General features: G+C 46.0%; 16 protein-coding genes and 1 other annotated feature. Of the genes, 4 read left to right on the top strand and 12 right to left on the bottom strand.

The window, feature by feature from the left end; genetic code table 11:
• Window positions 1-50: 50 nt before the first annotated feature.
• The 6 genes from asd to QF041_RS07005 all read right to left on the bottom strand — a co-directional run bounded on the left by asd (window position 51) and on the right by QF041_RS07005 (window position 7,483).
• Window positions 51-1,136: an aspartate-semialdehyde dehydrogenase gene (gene asd / locus QF041_RS06980; RefSeq protein ID WP_307413134.1), complete on the bottom strand. Its 1,086-nt coding sequence runs from the start codon at window positions 1,134-1,136 to the stop codon at window positions 51-53.
• Window positions 1,137-1,304: 168 nt separating this feature from the next.
• Window positions 1,305-1,582: a binding site (T-box leader), on the bottom strand.
• A 191-nt stretch (window positions 1,583-1,773) separates the two neighbouring features.
• Window positions 1,774-2,619, bottom strand: a complete 846-nt coding sequence (locus QF041_RS06985) for a class I SAM-dependent methyltransferase (RefSeq protein WP_307413136.1) — start codon at window positions 2,617-2,619, stop codon at window positions 1,774-1,776.
• A 149-nt stretch (window positions 2,620-2,768) separates the two neighbouring features.
• Window positions 2,769-3,641, bottom strand: coding sequence for a UTP--glucose-1-phosphate uridylyltransferase GalU (galU, locus tag QF041_RS06990; protein ID WP_237175573.1), 873 nt, complete (start codon window positions 3,639-3,641; stop codon window positions 2,769-2,771).
• A gap of 56 nt (window positions 3,642-3,697) precedes the next feature.
• The gene (locus QF041_RS06995; protein ID WP_307413139.1) at window positions 3,698-4,090 is read right to left on the bottom strand and encodes a GtrA family protein; all 393 of its coding nucleotides are present in this window, start codon (window positions 4,088-4,090) and stop codon (window positions 3,698-3,700) included.
• Entirely contained in the window at window positions 4,083-5,069 is a 987-nt protein-coding gene (locus QF041_RS07000) for a glycosyltransferase family 2 protein (protein ID WP_307413140.1), read from the bottom strand. The genes QF041_RS06995 and QF041_RS07000 overlap by 8 nt, the downstream gene beginning before the upstream one ends.
• Window positions 5,070-5,308: 239 nt before the next feature.
• Complete coding sequence (locus tag QF041_RS07005; protein ID WP_307413142.1) at window positions 5,309-7,483, bottom strand: ArnT family glycosyltransferase; 2,175 nt, start codon at window positions 7,481-7,483, stop codon at window positions 5,309-5,311.
• A gap of 205 nt (window positions 7,484-7,688) precedes the next feature.
• On the opposite strand from QF041_RS07005, the gene QF041_RS07010 reads away from it, so the two are divergent.
• Both QF041_RS07010 and QF041_RS07015 read left to right on the top strand, forming a co-directional pair.
• On the top strand, window positions 7,689-8,372 hold the full coding sequence (locus QF041_RS07010) for a response regulator transcription factor (RefSeq protein WP_307416916.1): 684 nt from the start codon (window positions 7,689-7,691) through the stop codon (window positions 8,370-8,372).
• Window positions 8,372-9,889 (top strand): sensor histidine kinase, encoded by a 1,518-nt coding sequence (locus tag QF041_RS07015; RefSeq protein ID WP_307413143.1) that lies wholly within the window; start codon window positions 8,372-8,374, stop codon window positions 9,887-9,889. Before QF041_RS07010 ends, QF041_RS07015 begins: the two co-directional genes overlap by 1 nt.
• 597 nt (window positions 9,890-10,486) lie before the next feature.
• Here the strand turns inward: QF041_RS07015 and QF041_RS07020 are convergent.
• The gene (locus QF041_RS07020; protein ID WP_307413145.1) at window positions 10,487-11,197 is read right to left on the bottom strand and encodes an SDR family NAD(P)-dependent oxidoreductase; all 711 of its coding nucleotides are present in this window, start codon (window positions 11,195-11,197) and stop codon (window positions 10,487-10,489) included.
• A 102-nt stretch (window positions 11,198-11,299) separates the two neighbouring features.
• On the opposite strand from QF041_RS07020, the gene QF041_RS07025 reads away from it, so the two are divergent.
• Entirely contained in the window at window positions 11,300-11,659 is a 360-nt protein-coding gene (locus QF041_RS07025) for a MerR family transcriptional regulator (RefSeq protein WP_076249478.1), read from the top strand.
• A gap of 115 nt (window positions 11,660-11,774) precedes the next feature.
• Here QF041_RS07025 and QF041_RS07030 read toward each other — a convergent pair whose 3' ends face one another.
• From QF041_RS07030 to QF041_RS07050, 5 genes are all read right to left on the bottom strand, one after another.
• Window positions 11,775-12,356, bottom strand: coding sequence for a GNAT family N-acetyltransferase (locus QF041_RS07030; RefSeq protein WP_307413147.1), 582 nt, complete (start codon window positions 12,354-12,356; stop codon window positions 11,775-11,777).
• A gap of 44 nt (window positions 12,357-12,400) precedes the next feature.
• A complete protein-coding gene (locus QF041_RS07035; RefSeq protein WP_307413149.1) occupies window positions 12,401-12,976 on the bottom strand; it encodes a GNAT family N-acetyltransferase in 576 nt (191 codons plus the stop codon).
• A 166-nt stretch (window positions 12,977-13,142) separates the two neighbouring features.
• Window positions 13,143-13,442: a hypothetical protein gene (locus tag QF041_RS07040; RefSeq protein ID WP_017688728.1), complete on the bottom strand. Its 300-nt coding sequence runs from the start codon at window positions 13,440-13,442 to the stop codon at window positions 13,143-13,145.
• A gap of 153 nt (window positions 13,443-13,595) precedes the next feature.
• A complete protein-coding gene (locus tag QF041_RS07045; RefSeq protein WP_307413152.1) occupies window positions 13,596-15,365 on the bottom strand; it encodes an ATP-binding cassette domain-containing protein in 1,770 nt (589 codons plus the stop codon).
• Window positions 15,350-16,204, bottom strand: coding sequence for an ATP-binding cassette domain-containing protein (locus QF041_RS07050; RefSeq protein WP_307413153.1), 855 nt, complete (start codon window positions 16,202-16,204; stop codon window positions 15,350-15,352). The genes QF041_RS07045 and QF041_RS07050 overlap by 16 nt, the downstream gene beginning before the upstream one ends.
• A 112-nt stretch (window positions 16,205-16,316) precedes the next feature.
• On the opposite strand from QF041_RS07050, the gene QF041_RS07055 reads away from it, so the two are divergent.
• A complete protein-coding gene (locus QF041_RS07055) occupies window positions 16,317-16,907 on the top strand; it encodes a biotin transporter BioY (RefSeq protein ID WP_307413155.1) in 591 nt (196 codons plus the stop codon).
• Window positions 16,908-17,180 lie beyond the last annotated feature (273 nt).

The following is a 17,180-nucleotide window of genomic DNA, read 5'->3' on the forward strand; positions in this document are numbered from 1 at the left end:
TCATGAAATATCCTGTTCAGAAATCTGTTGCTGCTTATGATGCCGTATGCTTATTTAGGTTGAATATATCCTTCAGCTTTAAGCAGTTCTGCGATCAGAACCGCACCACCTGCAGCTCCGCGGAGCGTGTTGTGGGACAATCCAACGAATTTGTAGTCATAAAGTGAATCTTCGCGCAGTCGGCCTGTGGAGACACCCATTCCGCGTTCGATGTCACGATCCAGTTTTGTCTGTGGTCTGTTTTCTTCTTCAAAATACGTAATGAATTGTTTTGGCGCACTTGGCAGAGCCAGTTCCTGCGGACGGCCTTTGAACTGCAACCAACGCTCCAAAATTTCGTCTTTACTTGGTTTTTTCTCGAAGTTTACAAACACGGTCGCAAGATGTCCATCCGTTACTGGAACACGAATACATTGGGTTGTAATTAATGGAGCCGATGCTTTGACGATCTCATTATTTTCGATGCTGCCCCAGATCCGCAGTGGTTCCTGCTCACTCTTCTCTTCTTCGCCACCGATGTATGGAATGACATTATCAAGCATATCTGGCCAGTCCGTAAAGTTTTTACCTGCTCCCGAGATTGCTTGATACGTGGAAGCAACAACCTGAGTCGGGTTGAACTCACGCAAGGCGTGCAGTGCAGGCACATAGCTCTGAATCGAGCAGTTTGGTTTTACAGCAATAAATCCTGTTTTTGTACCCAGACGTTTGCGTTGAGCTTCAATCACGTCCAGATGTCCCGGGTTAATCTCAGGGATTACCATCGGTACATCTGCTGTCCAGCGGTGAGCTGAGTTGTTGGACACGACAGGTGTGCCTGTTCTAGCGTAAGCTTCTTCGAGCGCTTGAATTTCATTCTTTTTCATATCAACCGCGCAGAAAATAAAATCAACCTGGCTGGCAAAAGCCTCAACTTGGGAAGCATCCTGAACAACGATTTTCTTCACAGCTTCCGGAATAGGAGCTGCGAGTTTCCATCTGCCTTGTACGGATTCTTCATATGTTTTACCTGCCGAATTGGCGCTTGCAGAAATAGCTGTTACTTCAAACCATGGATGTTGATCGAGCAGGTCCACAAAACGCTGACCCACCATTCCTGTTCCTCCGACGATACCAACTTTCAATTTTGCTGACATTCAATCATCATTTCCTTTCGGTTTAAGTGATTCTTCTCTTCAAATCAATTTCATAACTCACCAAAACGTATTATGAAATTGACTTCCTAATTAACACTATTCAGGCAACTCCAAAGCGTGTAGTCACACCCCGGAAAAACCAAAAAATCCCATCCCCAAGACAATAGTCTCAGGGACGAGATTGAACTCTCGTGGTACCACCCAGATTCGCCAATATGTCACCATATCCGCCTCTTCAAGTAAAGGTTTACAACCATGTTGAAAGCTGTAGACCGTTCATACTCTAGCTCTGTAACAGGAGCTCCTGTCACACCATCCCTTAAATGCTAAGTTCCGATGTGCTGCTCTGAGTCTTTATTCAATAAAAAGTTCTTTACTCCTTTTCAGCTGCCGGAGCTCTCTTTGAAAGAATGATTTTTATCTACTCGTCTCTTCGTCGCATTTGATATTGCGATTATAATATCAAAATTACCGTGATGAAGTAAACACATTTTTTTAGATCGTGGAATTTATATGTTTCCAGTGGAGCTGAACCATTCAATTATCGCAAGAAAAACTTCAGCTACATGCGGTCAATCTTCTGTGATAGCACGTCGATAGACATTTTTATTATAACATACTACAAATAGCTATTTCTTTACTGCTTTTTGGCAACCATCGCATACGTTCCCAGTGGGCTCCCAGGCCCCGAGGCATGATGTGTCCTAAGTAATTTTAGTTCAGAAAGAAGAAGTGTTTTTACTTTGTCCGGGATCGGAAGCAGTTTCAGTTCCACAGGCGCTTCTGCCAGTGTCATTTTGGTTTCCCAGCGACCGTCCTGCAGCTCAGGAGAATGGATCGAAGTCTCTTCCTTCATCGTCCAGCCTGCCGCAGAGACAAGCTCTTGGATGTCCTCCGGTGTAAAGAGCGTCCGCACATTGGAGAAGCTGTTCTCTTTGTAACATTCGACCTGAGACTGAATCAGAACGGATAACCAATGTGAGAGCTGGCTCACATCTGTAACTCGCGCATCCCATTCTGCAAAACATAACTGATGTCCCCACATCCTAATCTTGCTAAGAATCTGGGCGAGTTCGTCAAACGATTTCAAGTACCAAGAACAATGGGAAAGTACGATAACATCAAACTCATTCTCGGCGAATTGAGCCTGATCACTTAGAATGTCAAAATCATAATCCATTCGAATTCGATCACCCAGTGGAGATCTCCGCAGCTTGGCTGCCGCTTCGCCTACGGTCAGCGGTGCACCATAATCCTCTGGTGCAATATCTACACCATGAACGTGCCCGTGCTCCCCCACCAGATGTGCAAGCACGGCCGTTGTATCTCCCTGACCACAACCGATTTCCAGAACGCGGCTGCCTTCCTGTATCCCCCAAAAGAGTCCCAGTTTCATCCGATGCTCAGTCTGAATGTACTGAATGGCTGCGTTGTCCTCCACGTCCATATACTTAATAAGGTCCTTGATGATAGATTCATTCATGATTCCTCACCCCTCAAAGAGCAACTTAAACTTCTTGCTAATTGTAGCTTTACTGGAATAATTGTACAATACTAGAGTCTATGACAGAACCACGACACGGAGGAGAACCCGTCCTACAGCAGATCTAAACCTCTGCTACATATCAATCCCTATCCCCACTGGGTTGCAAGCTTCTGAAGATAGGGCGTCAGCATGGGCTGTAATTCCTTGCGCATCAGTCCGATCTCCAAGATCGCCTGAATATATCCGAATTGATCGCCTATATCGTAGCGACGCCCCTCCAGTTCAAGGGCCAACAGTTCCTCCACCTGACTTACTTCTTTCAAAGCATCCGTTAACTGATATTCCCCTCCAGCCCCTCTCTCGATCTGATCCAGAATAGGAAAGATGGAAGGTTTCAGAATGTATCGTCCCATTACAGCTGTTCGGGATGGCGCTTCTGCAAGAGAAGGTTTTTCGACCAGATTGGTGACCCGGTGAACCCGGTCCTCTGCACCATTCGAATCAATGATGCCATATTTGCTCACATTTGCCGCGTCTACCTGACGAACACCAATGATCTGGTTGCCTGTCTTTTCATAGAGATGGACCATCTGTGCAAGTGCAGGTGGATCAGACACCATAATGTCATCTCCCAGCAGTACAGCGAAAGCATCATCTCCTACAAATTGCCGTGCACACCCAATGGCATGCCCCAGTCCCAGCGGTTCTTTTTGACGAATAAAATGAATATTTGCCATCTCGCTGATGGCCTGCACCTCTTCCAGTAAAGACTGTTTGCCCTTGGCATATAAAGAGTGTTCAAGTTCAACCGATTTATCAAAATGGTCCTCTATGGATTTTTTGTTGCGTCCGGTCACAATGAGGATATTCTCAATGCCTGATTGCACTGCTTCTTCAACAATGTACTGGATGGCCGGTTTGTCTACAATCGGTAACATCTCTTTGGGCTGTGCTTTGGTCGCTGGCAGGAAACGGGTTCCGAGACCCGCTGCCGGAATAACTGCTTTTTTAATTTGCATATCATCATACACTCCTTTCATTGCTTCTTATAACCAATATTGCACGCTGTGGGCAGCTAAGTAGCTATACGAAACACCCAATATCTGCTGCCCATATAGTTCAGAATCATCCCCATCAAGGTCGCCAGGATCTTGCTCATCACGAGACTCCAACCCAGCACATCGTGTAATGTCATCAGAATGAAGGCGGATAACGCGAGAACGACGAGATTGGTGATTAGAAAACGAATAAGTTGCGCTCTATCGCCGCTCCCTCGTGCCGCATCTCGAAAAGTCCACCTGCCGTTCAGCCAATAACTGTTTGCAACCCCGCAGCTGTACGAGATTACTTGAGCCATCAGAACCGGTACACCGACCACTGCAAGCAAAGCAAACACCACCGCATCCACTGCCGTATTTGCAACACCCACAATACCGAACTTGAAGAGTGTCACTAGACGCTTAGTCATGATGAGCAACTCGGGCTGTCAATCGGGGTTGCGCTTGCTGGCCCTCGGCATGAACCACATCTCTCACAATGTATAGCGGACGCGCCTTGGTCTCATCATAGATTCGGCCCACGTACTCGCCCAGAATACCCAGCATGATCAGGATGAATCCGTTAAACATCAGCATGATACTCACAATGGATGGCCATCCCTTAATTGTTGAATCTGTAAAGATGGCCGAAATAATAACCGTTAACATATAGATGAATCCGCCAACCGACAGGATCGCACCTACATAACCTGCGAGCTTGAGCGGTTTATACGAAAATGAAGTAATACCATCCAGGCTGAGCTTCAGCATGCGTTTTAGCGGATATTTTGTCTCACCTGCCAGACGTTCATCGCGTTCATATTCAATCGCAGTCTGACGAAAGCCGACCCAACTGACCAACCCGCGCACGAACCTGTTTTTCTCCGGAAGACGTTTCATCTCATCACATACTTTGCGATCAATCAGGCGAAAATCTCCGGTGTCTACCGGGATATCCGTATCGGTTGAGGCACGAAGGACACGATAGAACAGACTTGCCGACCATTTCTTGAAGCGAGTTTCCCCGCTTCGTCTGGTGCGACGTGCATATACGACTTCATAGCCCTCTTTCCATTTGGCGATCATATTCAGTATCAGTTCGGGAGGGTCCTGCAGATCCGCATCAATAATAACTACCGCATCCCCCGCTGCATAATCCATACCCGCTGTTATCGCAATCTGATGTCCGAAGTTACGGGCAAAATCAATCAGTTTCACACTCTCGTCCCAACGGGCGTAATCAAGGATCATCTGTGCACTTCGATCCACGCTGCCATCATTGACAAACAACAGTTCATAGCTCTCTCCTGTGCTGCCCATGACCTTCTTCAGACGCCGATAAGTCTCCTCGATCACCGCTTCCTCGTTATACATGGGAATAATAATGCTATATCGATACGTTTGAGCCATGTTTGTCCCCTCCCTTTTCCAATGGACTTCGTCCGAGATTTTCACTCTATACAAATTGAAATAAAGAATATTTACACTGCACACTTCGATGACAGAACAACCCTCCAATCGCTGTTATCCCCAGATTTTTTGATTCCCTTTATAAAGGGAAAATCCGGGCATAAAGGCGAACGCTTCGCTTTTTCAGGTTTTTTCTGTCCTCTCCGTTATCGTGTAAATGATAAGTTCAATTTATATAGCTACAATTTCACTTCGTACAAGGTCGTCTGTCCGCCGAATCCAAATCCAGCTCTGTTTCCGGTGTCTCCGTTATCCGCAGATCCGCTGTCGGTGCCTGTCTGCCATTCTGACGTTGGAATCTCGGTTCCGTGCTCTTTGATCCAATCGCTAATTTCCGAGTTCCCTCCGCGGCCACCCATGCCACCAACCATGAAGTATTTCACTTGCCCGCTCTTGACGAGTTGCTCAAGTTCCTCTGTTGTGTACACCGGGTCTGACCCGGAGAAACCTCCAAGTGTAATTACCGATGCTTTCTCGTCGATAATATAAGGTGCTGCCTGATTATAATCTGTTGTGGCGAAGAGATACGTTTCGCCTGTATTGTGCTCTTTCAAATAATTCAGTGTGGCTGTATCGACTTCTTCGTTACGGTTGCCCATTCCGCCACGGCCACCCATTGTAGGCATTTCTGTGTCTCCTGCACCGCTACCCATCGGCATACCCATGCCGGATCCGCCAAACATACCATTGGAACCAGTAGGTCCTGCTGCCGGAATCATACTGTTGCCACCATAAGTAATTGGGGTGAATGCCCAGTAGATTGGACCGATCAGCATCACCATGAATCCCGCGATAATGAAACTCTGTTTCCATCGATGTGTGCGATGAAGCATAACGATTAGGATGACCGTGATCAGAATGCCTGCGATCAATTCACTAATGGACCAGCCTGCACCAATCGTATCGTTATACACCTGCATGATATACCAGCCGAATAGAGTCGTCAGCAGCACGGACACCGGAAGCAACCATGCCTGCCATCCATCGCGATCACGATATGATTTCCACATCGCTACAAATCCTGCGCCAGTCAGCGCCGCAATTGGAGGTGCAAGCATAATCAGATAATATTGATGGAAGAAACCTGCCACACTGAAAAAGGCAGCAACGGGAAGCAGCCAGGCTAGCCAGAACATGGCCTCCTTGTGTTTGTTGGTTAAATTTCTCCGTCTTAATCCTGCAAATAGGGCAATGCATCCAAGCAGCACAACAGGCAGAAGCCAGCTGGCTTGACCTGACAGTTCAGTCTGGAACAGACGCAGAGGACCTTTTTCCCCCGTACCAAACATTCCGCCCATGCCTCCGCCGAAATTTCTTCCATTTGGCATTTCCATATCATTCGGCATCTGCCCGTTCGGGAAATTGCCATTCGGCCCATTCATGCCGCCCATGGCGTTCAAGCCGTTCGAACCATTCATATTATCGTTATCCGGTGCATTGACATCTTGCCCAGCGCCAGGAACACCACTGCCTGTCTGATTAGGGCCTGAAATCGAGTCTCCTCGATTTTCCCGATTATTTCCCTGTCCCATACCATTTGGCATACCTGCGTTACCTGCAGTATTCTGCTGACCCGTTAGGCGAGCCAGACCATTGTATCCAAAAGCGAGTTCCATGACCGAGTTTGTTTCACTGCTGCCGATATAAGGCCGCTCGTCTTCGGGTATGGAATCCACAGTGACCGCCCAGGATAAGGAAACGACCGCCAGAACCGCTGTGCTGCCGATCAGCAGAATGATCTTCCTTCTCCATTTCGCCTGAAATGCGAGTAGATAGAACAAGTAAAAAGCCGGGAGAATCATGTAGGCTTGAAGCATTTTCATATTAAAGGCTACGCCTATTAACCCAAAGGCAACCAGAATGCACCAAGCACTGCCTTGTTTGCTGCGTTTGAACAAAAACCATGAACCCAGCAGTAGTGTAAATACCAGCATGCTGTCAATATTGTTGGTCCGACTGACTGCAGCCACAACTGGCACAGTTGCCATCGCAAGTGCCGAGATTCGTGCTGCTGCAAGTCCATATGTAGGTTTCACCATGAAATAGATCAGGAGCACCGAACCGATTCCCGCTAATACCTGCGGCAAAATAACACTCCATCCGTGCAATCCAAAGACATAGGCAAATGCCGTCTGGATCCAGAAGACAACCGGTGGTTTGTCAACAGTTACCGAGCCTGCCGAATCGAGTGAAGCATAGAAAAAGTTATGGAAGTTACTGAGCATACTCCCAACGGCAGTCGTATAATAGGAATTCGCATATGGATCGTTCCAGATGCCGTACCCGTTCAGAAATGCCGCCAGTAATACAATCGGCAGAAGGACAAGATCCATCCTTCTTTTGGTGTTATTCAAAGTTAATCACTCCTTCAAATTTCTTCATGTCTAGTATTGTGACATGCCAAAATAAAACTGGGATGAGTGCCCGCTGAATGTTGTCTGAGGATAATTCACAATCCTTTCAGCTAAATTTCAGTTTGGCAAGCGATAATACAACATACAGTCCCTCTCCATTGAGGGAGAACTATAGATGGAAGCAAGCAAGGAGGAGCGGCACATAATGAAGCTTAGCAGCGGAATTAAAATACTATTGGCTGATGATGAACCGCATATTTTACAATTTCTAGAGCTTGGATTAAGCAATGAGGGCTTTGATGTGCGCACCGCACCGGATGGAGCGGCTGCGCTTGAGTTAGCGCTTGAATTCAAGCCACATATGGCTATTCTAGATGTCATGATGCCAGAGATGGATGGATTCGAATTGGTCGAGCGTCTGCGTAAGACCGGTGACGAGGTTGGCGTAATTATGCTGACAGCGAAGGATGAAGTCGAGAATCGGGTTAAGGGCCTTTGGCTAGGTGCTGACGATTACATGATCAAACCCTTTGCCTTTGACGAGCTGCTCGCCCGGATTCAGGCCAGACTGCGTAATCAATTTCCTTTATTAATAGGAGCCGTCACCCACGGTCCCTTCCGAATTGATGATCAGCGCAAAGAAATCACCTATCAGAATCAGGTCATGGAGTTATCTCCTACCGAATACGAATTGCTAAAATTCATTGTGCTTAATCATGGGATTGTACTGAGCAAAGCGACCATTTTGAGTCGGGTGTGGGGGTATGATTTTGGCGGGGAAGAAAATATTGTGGAGGTATACGTTCGCTCCTTGCGTGACAAACTCGGGGATAAAGAGCATAAACTCATCCGCACGCTTCGGGGTGTCGGGTACAGGGTGGATCTTTAATGAACTCTCTGCCTAAGAAAAATAAACTTCGTTTAAGACGTCTCCACCAATGGATCTGGCCTCATTCATTGCGTTCTCAATTGCTCTCACGTTCTTTGTTCGTGCTTGCCGGGCTATTATTGTTAATCGGTATTTTGCAATTCTGGATCATGGAAAGCTTTCTCTACCGGAATCAGGCAAAAACCATGGAAGAACAGCTCATGTCCATGCCCCCGGTTTGGCTCGGTATCCAGTCACGTAACGGCTCTTCCAACAATCCTTTTGGTGGACAGGCAGGAAACGGGTCTGGTAATCGGGTGTTGTTTATTCCTGACCGTTCACTAGCCCTGTTTGATAACGAAGGTACGTTTGAGGATGTTTTTGGAGAAGACGGTCTGAAAGCCCCTCAACTATCAACCGCCGTATATCAGGACATAACACATGAGTTGAAAGAACAAAAACATATTCCCTACCGGATCGTCACGGATAGCCAAGGGAATGAGCAATTGATTGTATTCGCCTCACCAGGTCCACGCAATCGGGGCTTACCAATGGTACAGATGGGTACGGCTACGAAACCACTTAGAGATTTAATTATTAAACAGCTTCTAATCTTCCTCATGTTATCGCTTTTAGCCATGGTAGCCGGTCTTATTCTATACACCAAGGTATTACGCCGGACGCTTGTTCCCCTGTCCAACATGGTGAATAAAGTACAGCAAATCGATGCAGGCAGTCTCGCAGAACGCCTTCCCATCGTTCAGGGACAAGAGGAAGTGGATCAGCTCGCAGTTTCATTCAATGGCATGCTTGAAAGGCTGGAGAACTCGTTTGAAGCAGAGCGGGAATCGAAAGAGCAGATGCAGCGTTTCTTGTCTGATGCTTCCCATGAACTTCGTACCCCGCTCACCTCTATTCACGGCTTCATTGAAGTTCTACAGCGGGGTGCAGCGACCAATCAAGATCAATTGTATAAAGCACTGGACAGCATGCACGGCGAATCCGTCCGAATTAACAAGCTGGTTGAAGATTTGCTGTTACTAACCAAGCTGGATCAGGCTCCAAGGCAGGAGCGGGAGGTTATTCAGCTGGACAGTCTCCTGCTAGAAATGCAACCACAACTCGCCATGATGGCTCAGCAAAGATCCATTCATCTTGACCTGACGGCTGAAGTGTATGTACTGGCTGACCCTTACAAGCTGAAACAGGTTGTGCTGAATCTGTTCCATAACGCGGTGCAGCACACCGATCCTGAACATGGAGCCATCTCCATAACGTTATATGCCACGCATCATAAGGCTGAATTGTCCGTGAAGGATAACGGCACAGGCATTGAACCTGAACATCTGCCCCATATCTTTGAGCGATTTTACCGCACAAGCAGTTCTCGTTCGCGCAAACAAGGTGGCGCAGGTCTCGGTCTCGCCATTACCCGCTCGATTGTGGAGTCGTATGGTGGGAAGATTACGGTACGAAGTCAGGTAGGCTTGGGAACTGAATTTATGATTTTGCTGCCGCTGCATAAGGCAGATGTCTAAACTGGCGTCGGCTCCTAGCTGGCTATAAGTTGGCTATAAGCAGTTCTACGTAAGATCTACTTGATCTTACGCTCGCTCTAGTCAAGCTCTCCAAACGTTGCTTTCTTCCATCTTCATTCCGGCTTTTCATTGCATGACGAATCCCCCTCTCATTACGGTTGAGGAATGAAAGGGGGATTCTTTTTGTATCTGATCGATAAAGTGTAGAGCAGTAGCTCAATTGGTTTCAGGCTTTCGGGCTAACGAATCTGAGGCGTCTTATTCAAGCATTTGAAGCGTCCGCAGAGATCTAATGAACCTGAGCCACGTTATATTAGAATAAACAGCCGTTTACTGCGTTTTTCTAAGGGGATTTCGGAAATAGCGTGTCTGATGTTCCTTAAAATTTAAGACACGTACCTAAAGGCATAATAAGACGTCCTGGGTTCGTTATAAAATCGTCTACCCATTCTTCAAAATCAGCTATCTTGGACCTCAAGACTTTTGAGACAATGGTATCAATCATCGAATAGCTTGCCTAAGTTTGAATTTGAGTTTGAGCTTGAAGGCATTCTCTAAAATTCATCCCGTTCTATCGTTGCTTTTGGCAACGGTGGATTACCAAGGGTACACGCCATTCTCATCTAGGAATTCTCCGTTATGGCGTTTGCCATCCGTCGCATAGCGCACGATAATCGCAGCGCCGGCTTCTTTTGATTTACCGCCTTCGGCGTTGCCGTTAAGATCTGTTGATGTGAATCCGGGCGTTACTGCAAAGACTTGAGCCCTGCTGTTTTTGACTTCATAAGCCATCGAAAGTGTCATGGCGCTGTTGGCCGTTTTGGATGAATTATAGTCGAAGGCATTTAAAGTAGATTCCTCATTTTGCATATGGTCCAGAGAAGCCATGTCGGTTGATACATTAATGATTGTGCCTTCATTATCTTTGATTAACGGGAACAATCGCTGATTCAAACGGAAGGTGCCGAAAAAGTTCACTTCAAAGGCGTTCCGCAGATCTTCCTCTTTAGTATCCGTAAATGAATGAGAGAAAGCCCCCGGCATACCCGCGTTATTGATCAGAAGGTTTATAGCGGGATAACTCTTGTGAATCGTATCGGCTGCCTGCTCAATGCTCTTCAGGTCGCACATGTCGATCTGTACAAAATCTACATCTAACCCCCTGGAAGTTAACTCAGAAACAGCTGCTTCCCCCCGTTCGATACTACGTGCGCCAAGGATAACTTTCCAACCTGCTTCACCCAACTGCTTTACGATTTCATATCCAATTCCTTTATTTGCTCCGGTTACAAAAACAGTCTTTTTCATGCGAATCCTTCTTTCCATAATTTGATTTATATTTAACAATGTATAAGTTACTATGCTACACTTAGTGTAGGTCAAATCATTTTTATAAAAAGAGGGATTAACATGTTAACGATTGGAGAAGTAGCGAAAAAAGTTGAGATCTCCATTGGAGCGATCCGCTTTTATGAAAGAAAGGGACTGCTGAAACCTGCTGCACGAAATGAGCAGAATAACCGTCTTTATTTGGAGGATGATCTGAACTGGCTGGTTTTTATCAAATGCCTTCGCGAAACCGGGATGAGTGTGGAAGACATCAAAAAGTATTATGATCAGGTCAATGAAGGAACCTCCACGCTGAAGGAAAGAACCAAGTTGATTGAGGATCAAAAGCAAAAGTTGCTTAATGATATCGAGGAGAAAAAAGCGCAGCTTGTTCATTTGGATAACAAATTGGAGCGCTATTATCGTGGAGAAAATTATTAACAGAAACCTGTTTTGTAAACTAAATGACAGAAAAAATCAGGCAGCCAGGATTAACTGTCTAACCTGATCCGAAAGTTGAAACTTATAGCGATTTTCAATGAGATTAAAAGTTAAATCAAAAATGACCTTCGCCCTTACACAGTTGATAATGGTTATACTTTTCATCCTCGATCTCGATCAAATTTACCCGTTCAAAATTACATTTCTGTATCACCTTATTGGATGCTTGATTGGTAGTCAAAGCGATGGCATTTAACACTTCCACGTTTGTATGTTCAAACAAATAATCTGTCATTCCTTTGAGCGCCTGCGTTGTGTAACCACGATTTCTGAAGTGTTTCGAAATACCGTACATAATCTCCCGATTGGGTGCTGGCAGTTCATCCTTGATCCCTGAGCAACACCATCCTATGAACTCGTCATTTTCTTTGAGTACGATAGCCATACGTAAGTATAACTCTCCGATATACCCTCCCGCCATCACAACTTGTTTAAAACGTTGATTCTCAGGGATTTCATATTCGGTGAGCCACAGGCTCCTGTCTTCAATCGTAGCGTTCCATCCCGGTAGGAATTCATACACCTCAGGTTGCCACGTAATTTCTTGCAGTTTCTCTAAATCTTCAATTCGATACTCGCGCAAATAAATATCCTTGCAATCGATGATTAATTCATCGGTTAGTACGGGTTGGTTCATAATTCCTCCTACTACACACTTAATTACAGCTTATTAGCTTTACTTCAAACAAGCCCCTCTTTAACCATAAACTCGTCTTTGGTTAATCCAAAGAGGATCAGATCCTGGTATTTTCCATCCGTATAGATCACCTGGCGACGTACACCTTCCTGAATACATCCAAGTTTTCTCATCATTGCTGCGGAAGGTTCATTACCTTGGAGTACATAATCATTAAATTTATTGAGCCTGCGCTCGAAGAAGGCATAGTTCAGCAAGATTCGAACGGCTCTGGTTCCGTATCCTTTTCCTCGATGATCCCTGTCAATTTGAATGCCAATGCTAAAGGTACCGTTTCTCTCATCAATGCTGTTCAGATTCACACCTCCGACATTTTCACCATCCATATTTACAATTGTAAACATGATCCGTCCTTTGGTTAAAGAAAAATCAGAGAAGTTTTCCGTGAAACTCTTCGCTTCAACATGGGTTGGCGGCAACTCTACTGCACACTCCAATAACCGACGGGCAGGTGTATCAAAGCGGTTATAATAATGATCCTCCCAATCTTCCTCACGCAAAGCACGCAATCTGACCTTATCATCCTGCCAGAAATATTGACTATAATCGATCTCTCTCATCCCAAGTCCCCCCGCATATTTAACCAGATTTTTACTTCGAGCTACAAATATAATAACCCATAATGTGGAATTGGAGGAGATATGTTTTCATTAAACACAACGAAAATAACCCCCGAACAGGATAAAACCTGTCGGAGGCTACGCTCTATTTTATATCAATATGTCATTACGATTCTTCCGTATATTGAGGTTTGGACACGTTATCCGGAACCGTTTCGTCAAAAACATCCTGACCTGGATAATCCCGTACTTCTCCCTCGTGAAGCTCATGATTTTCATAATCAAAACGATGTGCAGACCTCTGATCCACCCGCCACGGAGAACTTTTCCCGAGAGACTCGGATAACAGAGATGAACCGTAAGGACCCTCCGGGAATTCTTCGAGTGTGATATCGTTTCGCTGCGACTCCACCGTAGACACATCGGTATATTCTTGCCGTTCTTCACGCAAAAACTTATCTTTCATCGTTTATCCCTCCTGATCCACTTCAGATGATCAACGTCCACTTATTGTGAGCGAGGACAAACGCATTTATGCATGATCTTTGGAAAACACTGCGTTTATGGTTCTAATCCATCGTCTTATTCATCACCGGATTAATCACGTTAATCATCGCCATCACAGTTGGCGAATCCATATTAAAAGTACAAAAACAATGAGGCCAGCCATGCTAATCCAGGTATCACGTTTGGACCATACCAATAACGATGAACGTCCTCCGAGCATAGAGTGCTCTCTAACTTTACGCATTTCCATGGCAATGGTCATATCCTCTGCACGTTGGAACAGTGCCATTAACAAAGGAATCACCATCGGACCCAGGTCACGAATTCGAACGGTATTTGGTCTTAAAGCTGCCTTTCCACGTGCCCGTACGATCAGTGAGAATCGCTGCCACTCACTCCAGATCATCGGGATAAACCGAAAGATTAACGAAACAGCAAGAGCAAACGAAGCTACGGGCAACCTGATCTTTTTACCGATACCGAGTACCCAGTTAAGCCCTTCTACCATTCGCCCATAAGGCGTCGTCAGTGAAAACCAAAGGCTTGCCAATGTGACGATAAACAAACGATACACATTCAGCAAAGTGCCCTCCGCCTGCATCAGGGAAAAGCCAAAGTGCAGACCTCCTCCTTCTGTTGAAAGATTTGTCCCAGATAGCGCCGTTGATATGATGAAAAAGAATAATAATGGCTTCATTAACTTCATACATCCACCCAAAGTCTGACGCGGAAGCACGGCAAGTGCGGCCACTACCGGCACCAGTGTTAAAGTCAATCCCAGCCAGCGCTGTTGAAGCATAGCTGCGGTGACCAACAAAATATACAAAATCCATTTCAGACGCGGGTCCATGACGCCATATAATCCGCCTGAATGAGTCAATGTGTTCGGAAGAAGCTTTGGATCGTCTTCCGTTTTAATGGACGACAGCTTCAGTGCTTTTTTTTCATACTTCATTACATCGCTCTTGACTTCCATCGTTACCGTCCCTGATGCTTCTTTCGATCCGTTCTGAATCCCCACCTCAACTGACGTGGACTGAACAATACTTTCAGCCATCTCCTCTGGCGTCATCGCGGTCAAAGGCAGCTCAAGACCCGCTTCTCTTAACTGCTGTGCCAGTCTCATCGATGGTGGCAGTCCGATCCCTGTCTGCTCCAGCAGTTCAGGTCTATTGTGAAGTTCTCTCGGCGTAAGATCGGCGATTAGACAGCCTTCCTGCAACAGCAATACTCGATCCGCACAAGGCAAGAATGTATCCAGATCATGGGTTGCTACCACGCCCCCACCACCTGCCAGACGATGTTGCTCCAATACATCCAGCAAAAGCAAGACACTATGCGATTCCAATCCGGCGCTTGGTTCATCCAGCAGAAGCCAGTGTGGATTGGTCACACTTCCGAGAGCAAGACCTAACCTGCGCTTCTCTCCCCCACTTAGAGCAAATGGCGACCTGTCCAGATGAAAACGTCGGTCCAACTCCGAGGACACTGGCGGGTCCCATTGGTTCAGTGCTTTTGTGATCTGCTCTTGTTGCTGTTTCTCTGAAAGTCGATAGGGACGCAGAGAATATGTGAATTCACGCTGAATACTTCGGGCAAACAGTTGTTGTTCCGGAAATTGAAACAATAGTCCCATTTGCAATAAAATCGACTGCGGCACTTTTCCTTCTTTCCATAAAGGTGTGCCATCTAATGTGATACTTCCTGCATCGGGCGGTCTCAGACCAGCCAACGTCTGTAATAAAGTCGTTTTTCCTGAACCCGTGCAGCCCAGCAGCAAGGTGATTTCCCCACTGTTCAACTGTACACTCACATCTTCAAGCAGTGCACGTTTGCCCGATTCCGATGCTTCTATGCGTATATTGGTTAGCTTGATCTCCAACGTGCGACCTCCTTGGCCAGTTGCTCAGGTCGCAGTGGCATGGCTTCTGGCATCATACCTTTTTGCTTGAGCAATAACGCAGTTTTTACAGTAAAAGGAGGGTCCAACCCTAACCGTTCACAGGGAGATAGCTGTACATTTTCCCGAGTAGCCTTCTCATTCAACTCTGTTTCATAGAAAAAGGACTCCGGCGTCCCGTTGTACACACAACGTCCCCTCTCCATAGCAATGATTCGATCACACAGGGTTGCTTCCTCCAGATGGTGTGTAATCCAGATCACCGTTGTCCCCCGCTGGGTAATCTTCTGAACGATGGCCTCGATACGGTCTCTTGCTCCTGGATCAAGCATGGCTGTTGGCTCATCCAGAATCAATATATCCGGTTGGGCTGCGAGCGCTACAGCAATATTAAGCAGTTGCTTCTGTCCCCCGGATAATTGTGAGACCGCCTTCTCCGGGGGATATTGAAGTCCTACGGTATGTAATGCATCCTGCCTGCGCTCCAATTGCTCTTCTACAGATTCCATTAATGGTGACAGCGCAAAATGAAACTCCTCTTCAATCGTATCGCCAAGTACCTGAGCATCCGGTTGCTGCAGTACACCCCGAACAGTAAGTTCATCCGAGATATTCCGTACCCCTCCCGATAGCGGAATGAATCCGATCAGTAGTCCAGCAAGTGTGCTTTTCCCACTGCCATTCGCTCCTACAATACTAATCCATTCTCCTTGGTGCAGCGTAAGTGAAACCCCGTCCAGTGCTTTCCTCACCTGACTACCTTCGGAAGCATAATGCACTCGAACATCTTCTAATGTAATTATAGGCAGGTTGCCTTGCATCGTAAATTAGTCCTTTCCCTTTCTATTGTTATGTGGTACGATCCTAATCGTTAACCACATTTATTTAATTGGTTAACAATCATATTACCAAAATGGAGAGGATTGTTCAAACATGAAATTATCTTTGCGAGGCATTGTATTCAGCGCACTTATGGCCGCAATTTTAGTACTTTTTGGTTACATAAGCATTCCCATTGGCTTCTCCCCAGTACCGATAACATTACAGACCTTGGCTGTCATGTTAGCTGGAGGATTACTTGGCCCGCTATATGGTTTTCTGAGCGTTACCATGGTTGTTCTGCTCACCGCTCTTGGTTTCCCCTTGCTGCACGGGACCGGAGGACTTGCGGTACTTCTTGGACCTACCGGAGGATATGTGATGATGTGGCCGATCTCCGCATTATTAATTGGACTGCTGCTTGCACGAATCAACATCAAAGGTGTTACAGGATTCATGCTCGCTTTTGTTGTATTTGAACTATTTGGTTCACTGCTCGTGTATGTCTCTGGTGTCCCTTGGCTTGCCTATGCATACAAAATGGACTTACCTGAGGCCATGATTCAAGGGTTTTATCCTTACATAATTGGGGATCTGATCAAGGCTGTATTTGCTGCCATCATCATTGCGCCCGTGCGCATGGTTTTCCCACCTCAACGTCTCACAGGTAACATACATTCAACGGTTATAAAAGCGGAGTCTTAATAGAAGCTACATAAGGTAACTGATCTGCCTATCTTTGAAAACGACGAAACCGCCAAAATCACTTTGGCGGTTTTCGTCTCTTCTTCTATAGATTTATTTTCTATATAAATTGAAATAAAAATTTATACAAAACGGAGAGGACAGAAAGAACCTGAAAAATCGAAGCGTTCGCCTACAAGCTTTCTGCAAGAAAGCTACATCGGAAGCATACGCTATCCCCGGATTTACTCCCTTATAAAAGGATTCAAAAAAATCTGGGGATAACAGCGATCG

The sequence above is a fragment of the Paenibacillus sp. W2I17 genome, from assembly GCF_030815985.1.
Classification (GTDB): Bacteria; Bacillota; Bacilli; order Paenibacillales; family Paenibacillaceae; genus Paenibacillus.

What these genes read in the sequence shown, in the direction of transcription:
- QF041_RS07000 (WP_307413140.1), bottom strand. Translation starts at nt 5,069, where the DNA reads ATGGCTCAAACGTATCGATATAGCATTATTATTCCCATGTATAACGAG.
- QF041_RS07020 (WP_307413145.1), bottom strand. Translation starts at nt 11,197, where the DNA reads ATGAAAAAGACTGTTTTTGTAACCGGAGCAAATAAAGGAATTGGATAT.
- QF041_RS07025 (WP_076249478.1), top strand. Translation starts at nt 11,300, where the DNA reads ATGTTAACGATTGGAGAAGTAGCGAAAAAAGTTGAGATCTCCATTGGA.
- QF041_RS06985 (WP_307413136.1), bottom strand. Translation starts at nt 2,619, where the DNA reads ATGAATGAATCTATCATCAAGGACCTTATTAAGTATATGGACGTGGAG.
- QF041_RS07010 (WP_307416916.1), top strand. Translation starts at nt 7,689, where the DNA reads ATGAAGCTTAGCAGCGGAATTAAAATACTATTGGCTGATGATGAACCG.
- asd (WP_307413134.1), bottom strand. Translation starts at nt 1,136, where the DNA reads ATGTCAGCAAAATTGAAAGTTGGTATCGTCGGAGGAACAGGAATGGTG.
- QF041_RS07035 (WP_307413149.1), bottom strand. Translation starts at nt 12,976, where the DNA reads ATGAGAGAGATCGATTATAGTCAATATTTCTGGCAGGATGATAAGGTC.
- galU (WP_237175573.1), bottom strand. Translation starts at nt 3,641, where the DNA reads ATGCAAATTAAAAAAGCAGTTATTCCGGCAGCGGGTCTCGGAACCCGT.
- QF041_RS07055 (WP_307413155.1), top strand. Translation starts at nt 16,317, where the DNA reads ATGAAATTATCTTTGCGAGGCATTGTATTCAGCGCACTTATGGCCGCA.
- QF041_RS07040 (WP_017688728.1), bottom strand. Translation starts at nt 13,442, where the DNA reads ATGAAAGATAAGTTTTTGCGTGAAGAACGGCAAGAATATACCGATGTG.
- QF041_RS07015 (WP_307413143.1), top strand. Translation starts at nt 8,372, where the DNA reads ATGAACTCTCTGCCTAAGAAAAATAAACTTCGTTTAAGACGTCTCCAC.
- QF041_RS07050 (WP_307413153.1), bottom strand. Translation starts at nt 16,204, where the DNA reads ATGCAAGGCAACCTGCCTATAATTACATTAGAAGATGTTCGAGTGCAT.
- QF041_RS06995 (WP_307413139.1), bottom strand. Translation starts at nt 4,090, where the DNA reads ATGACTAAGCGTCTAGTGACACTCTTCAAGTTCGGTATTGTGGGTGTT.
- QF041_RS07030 (WP_307413147.1), bottom strand. Translation starts at nt 12,356, where the DNA reads ATGAACCAACCCGTACTAACCGATGAATTAATCATCGATTGCAAGGAT.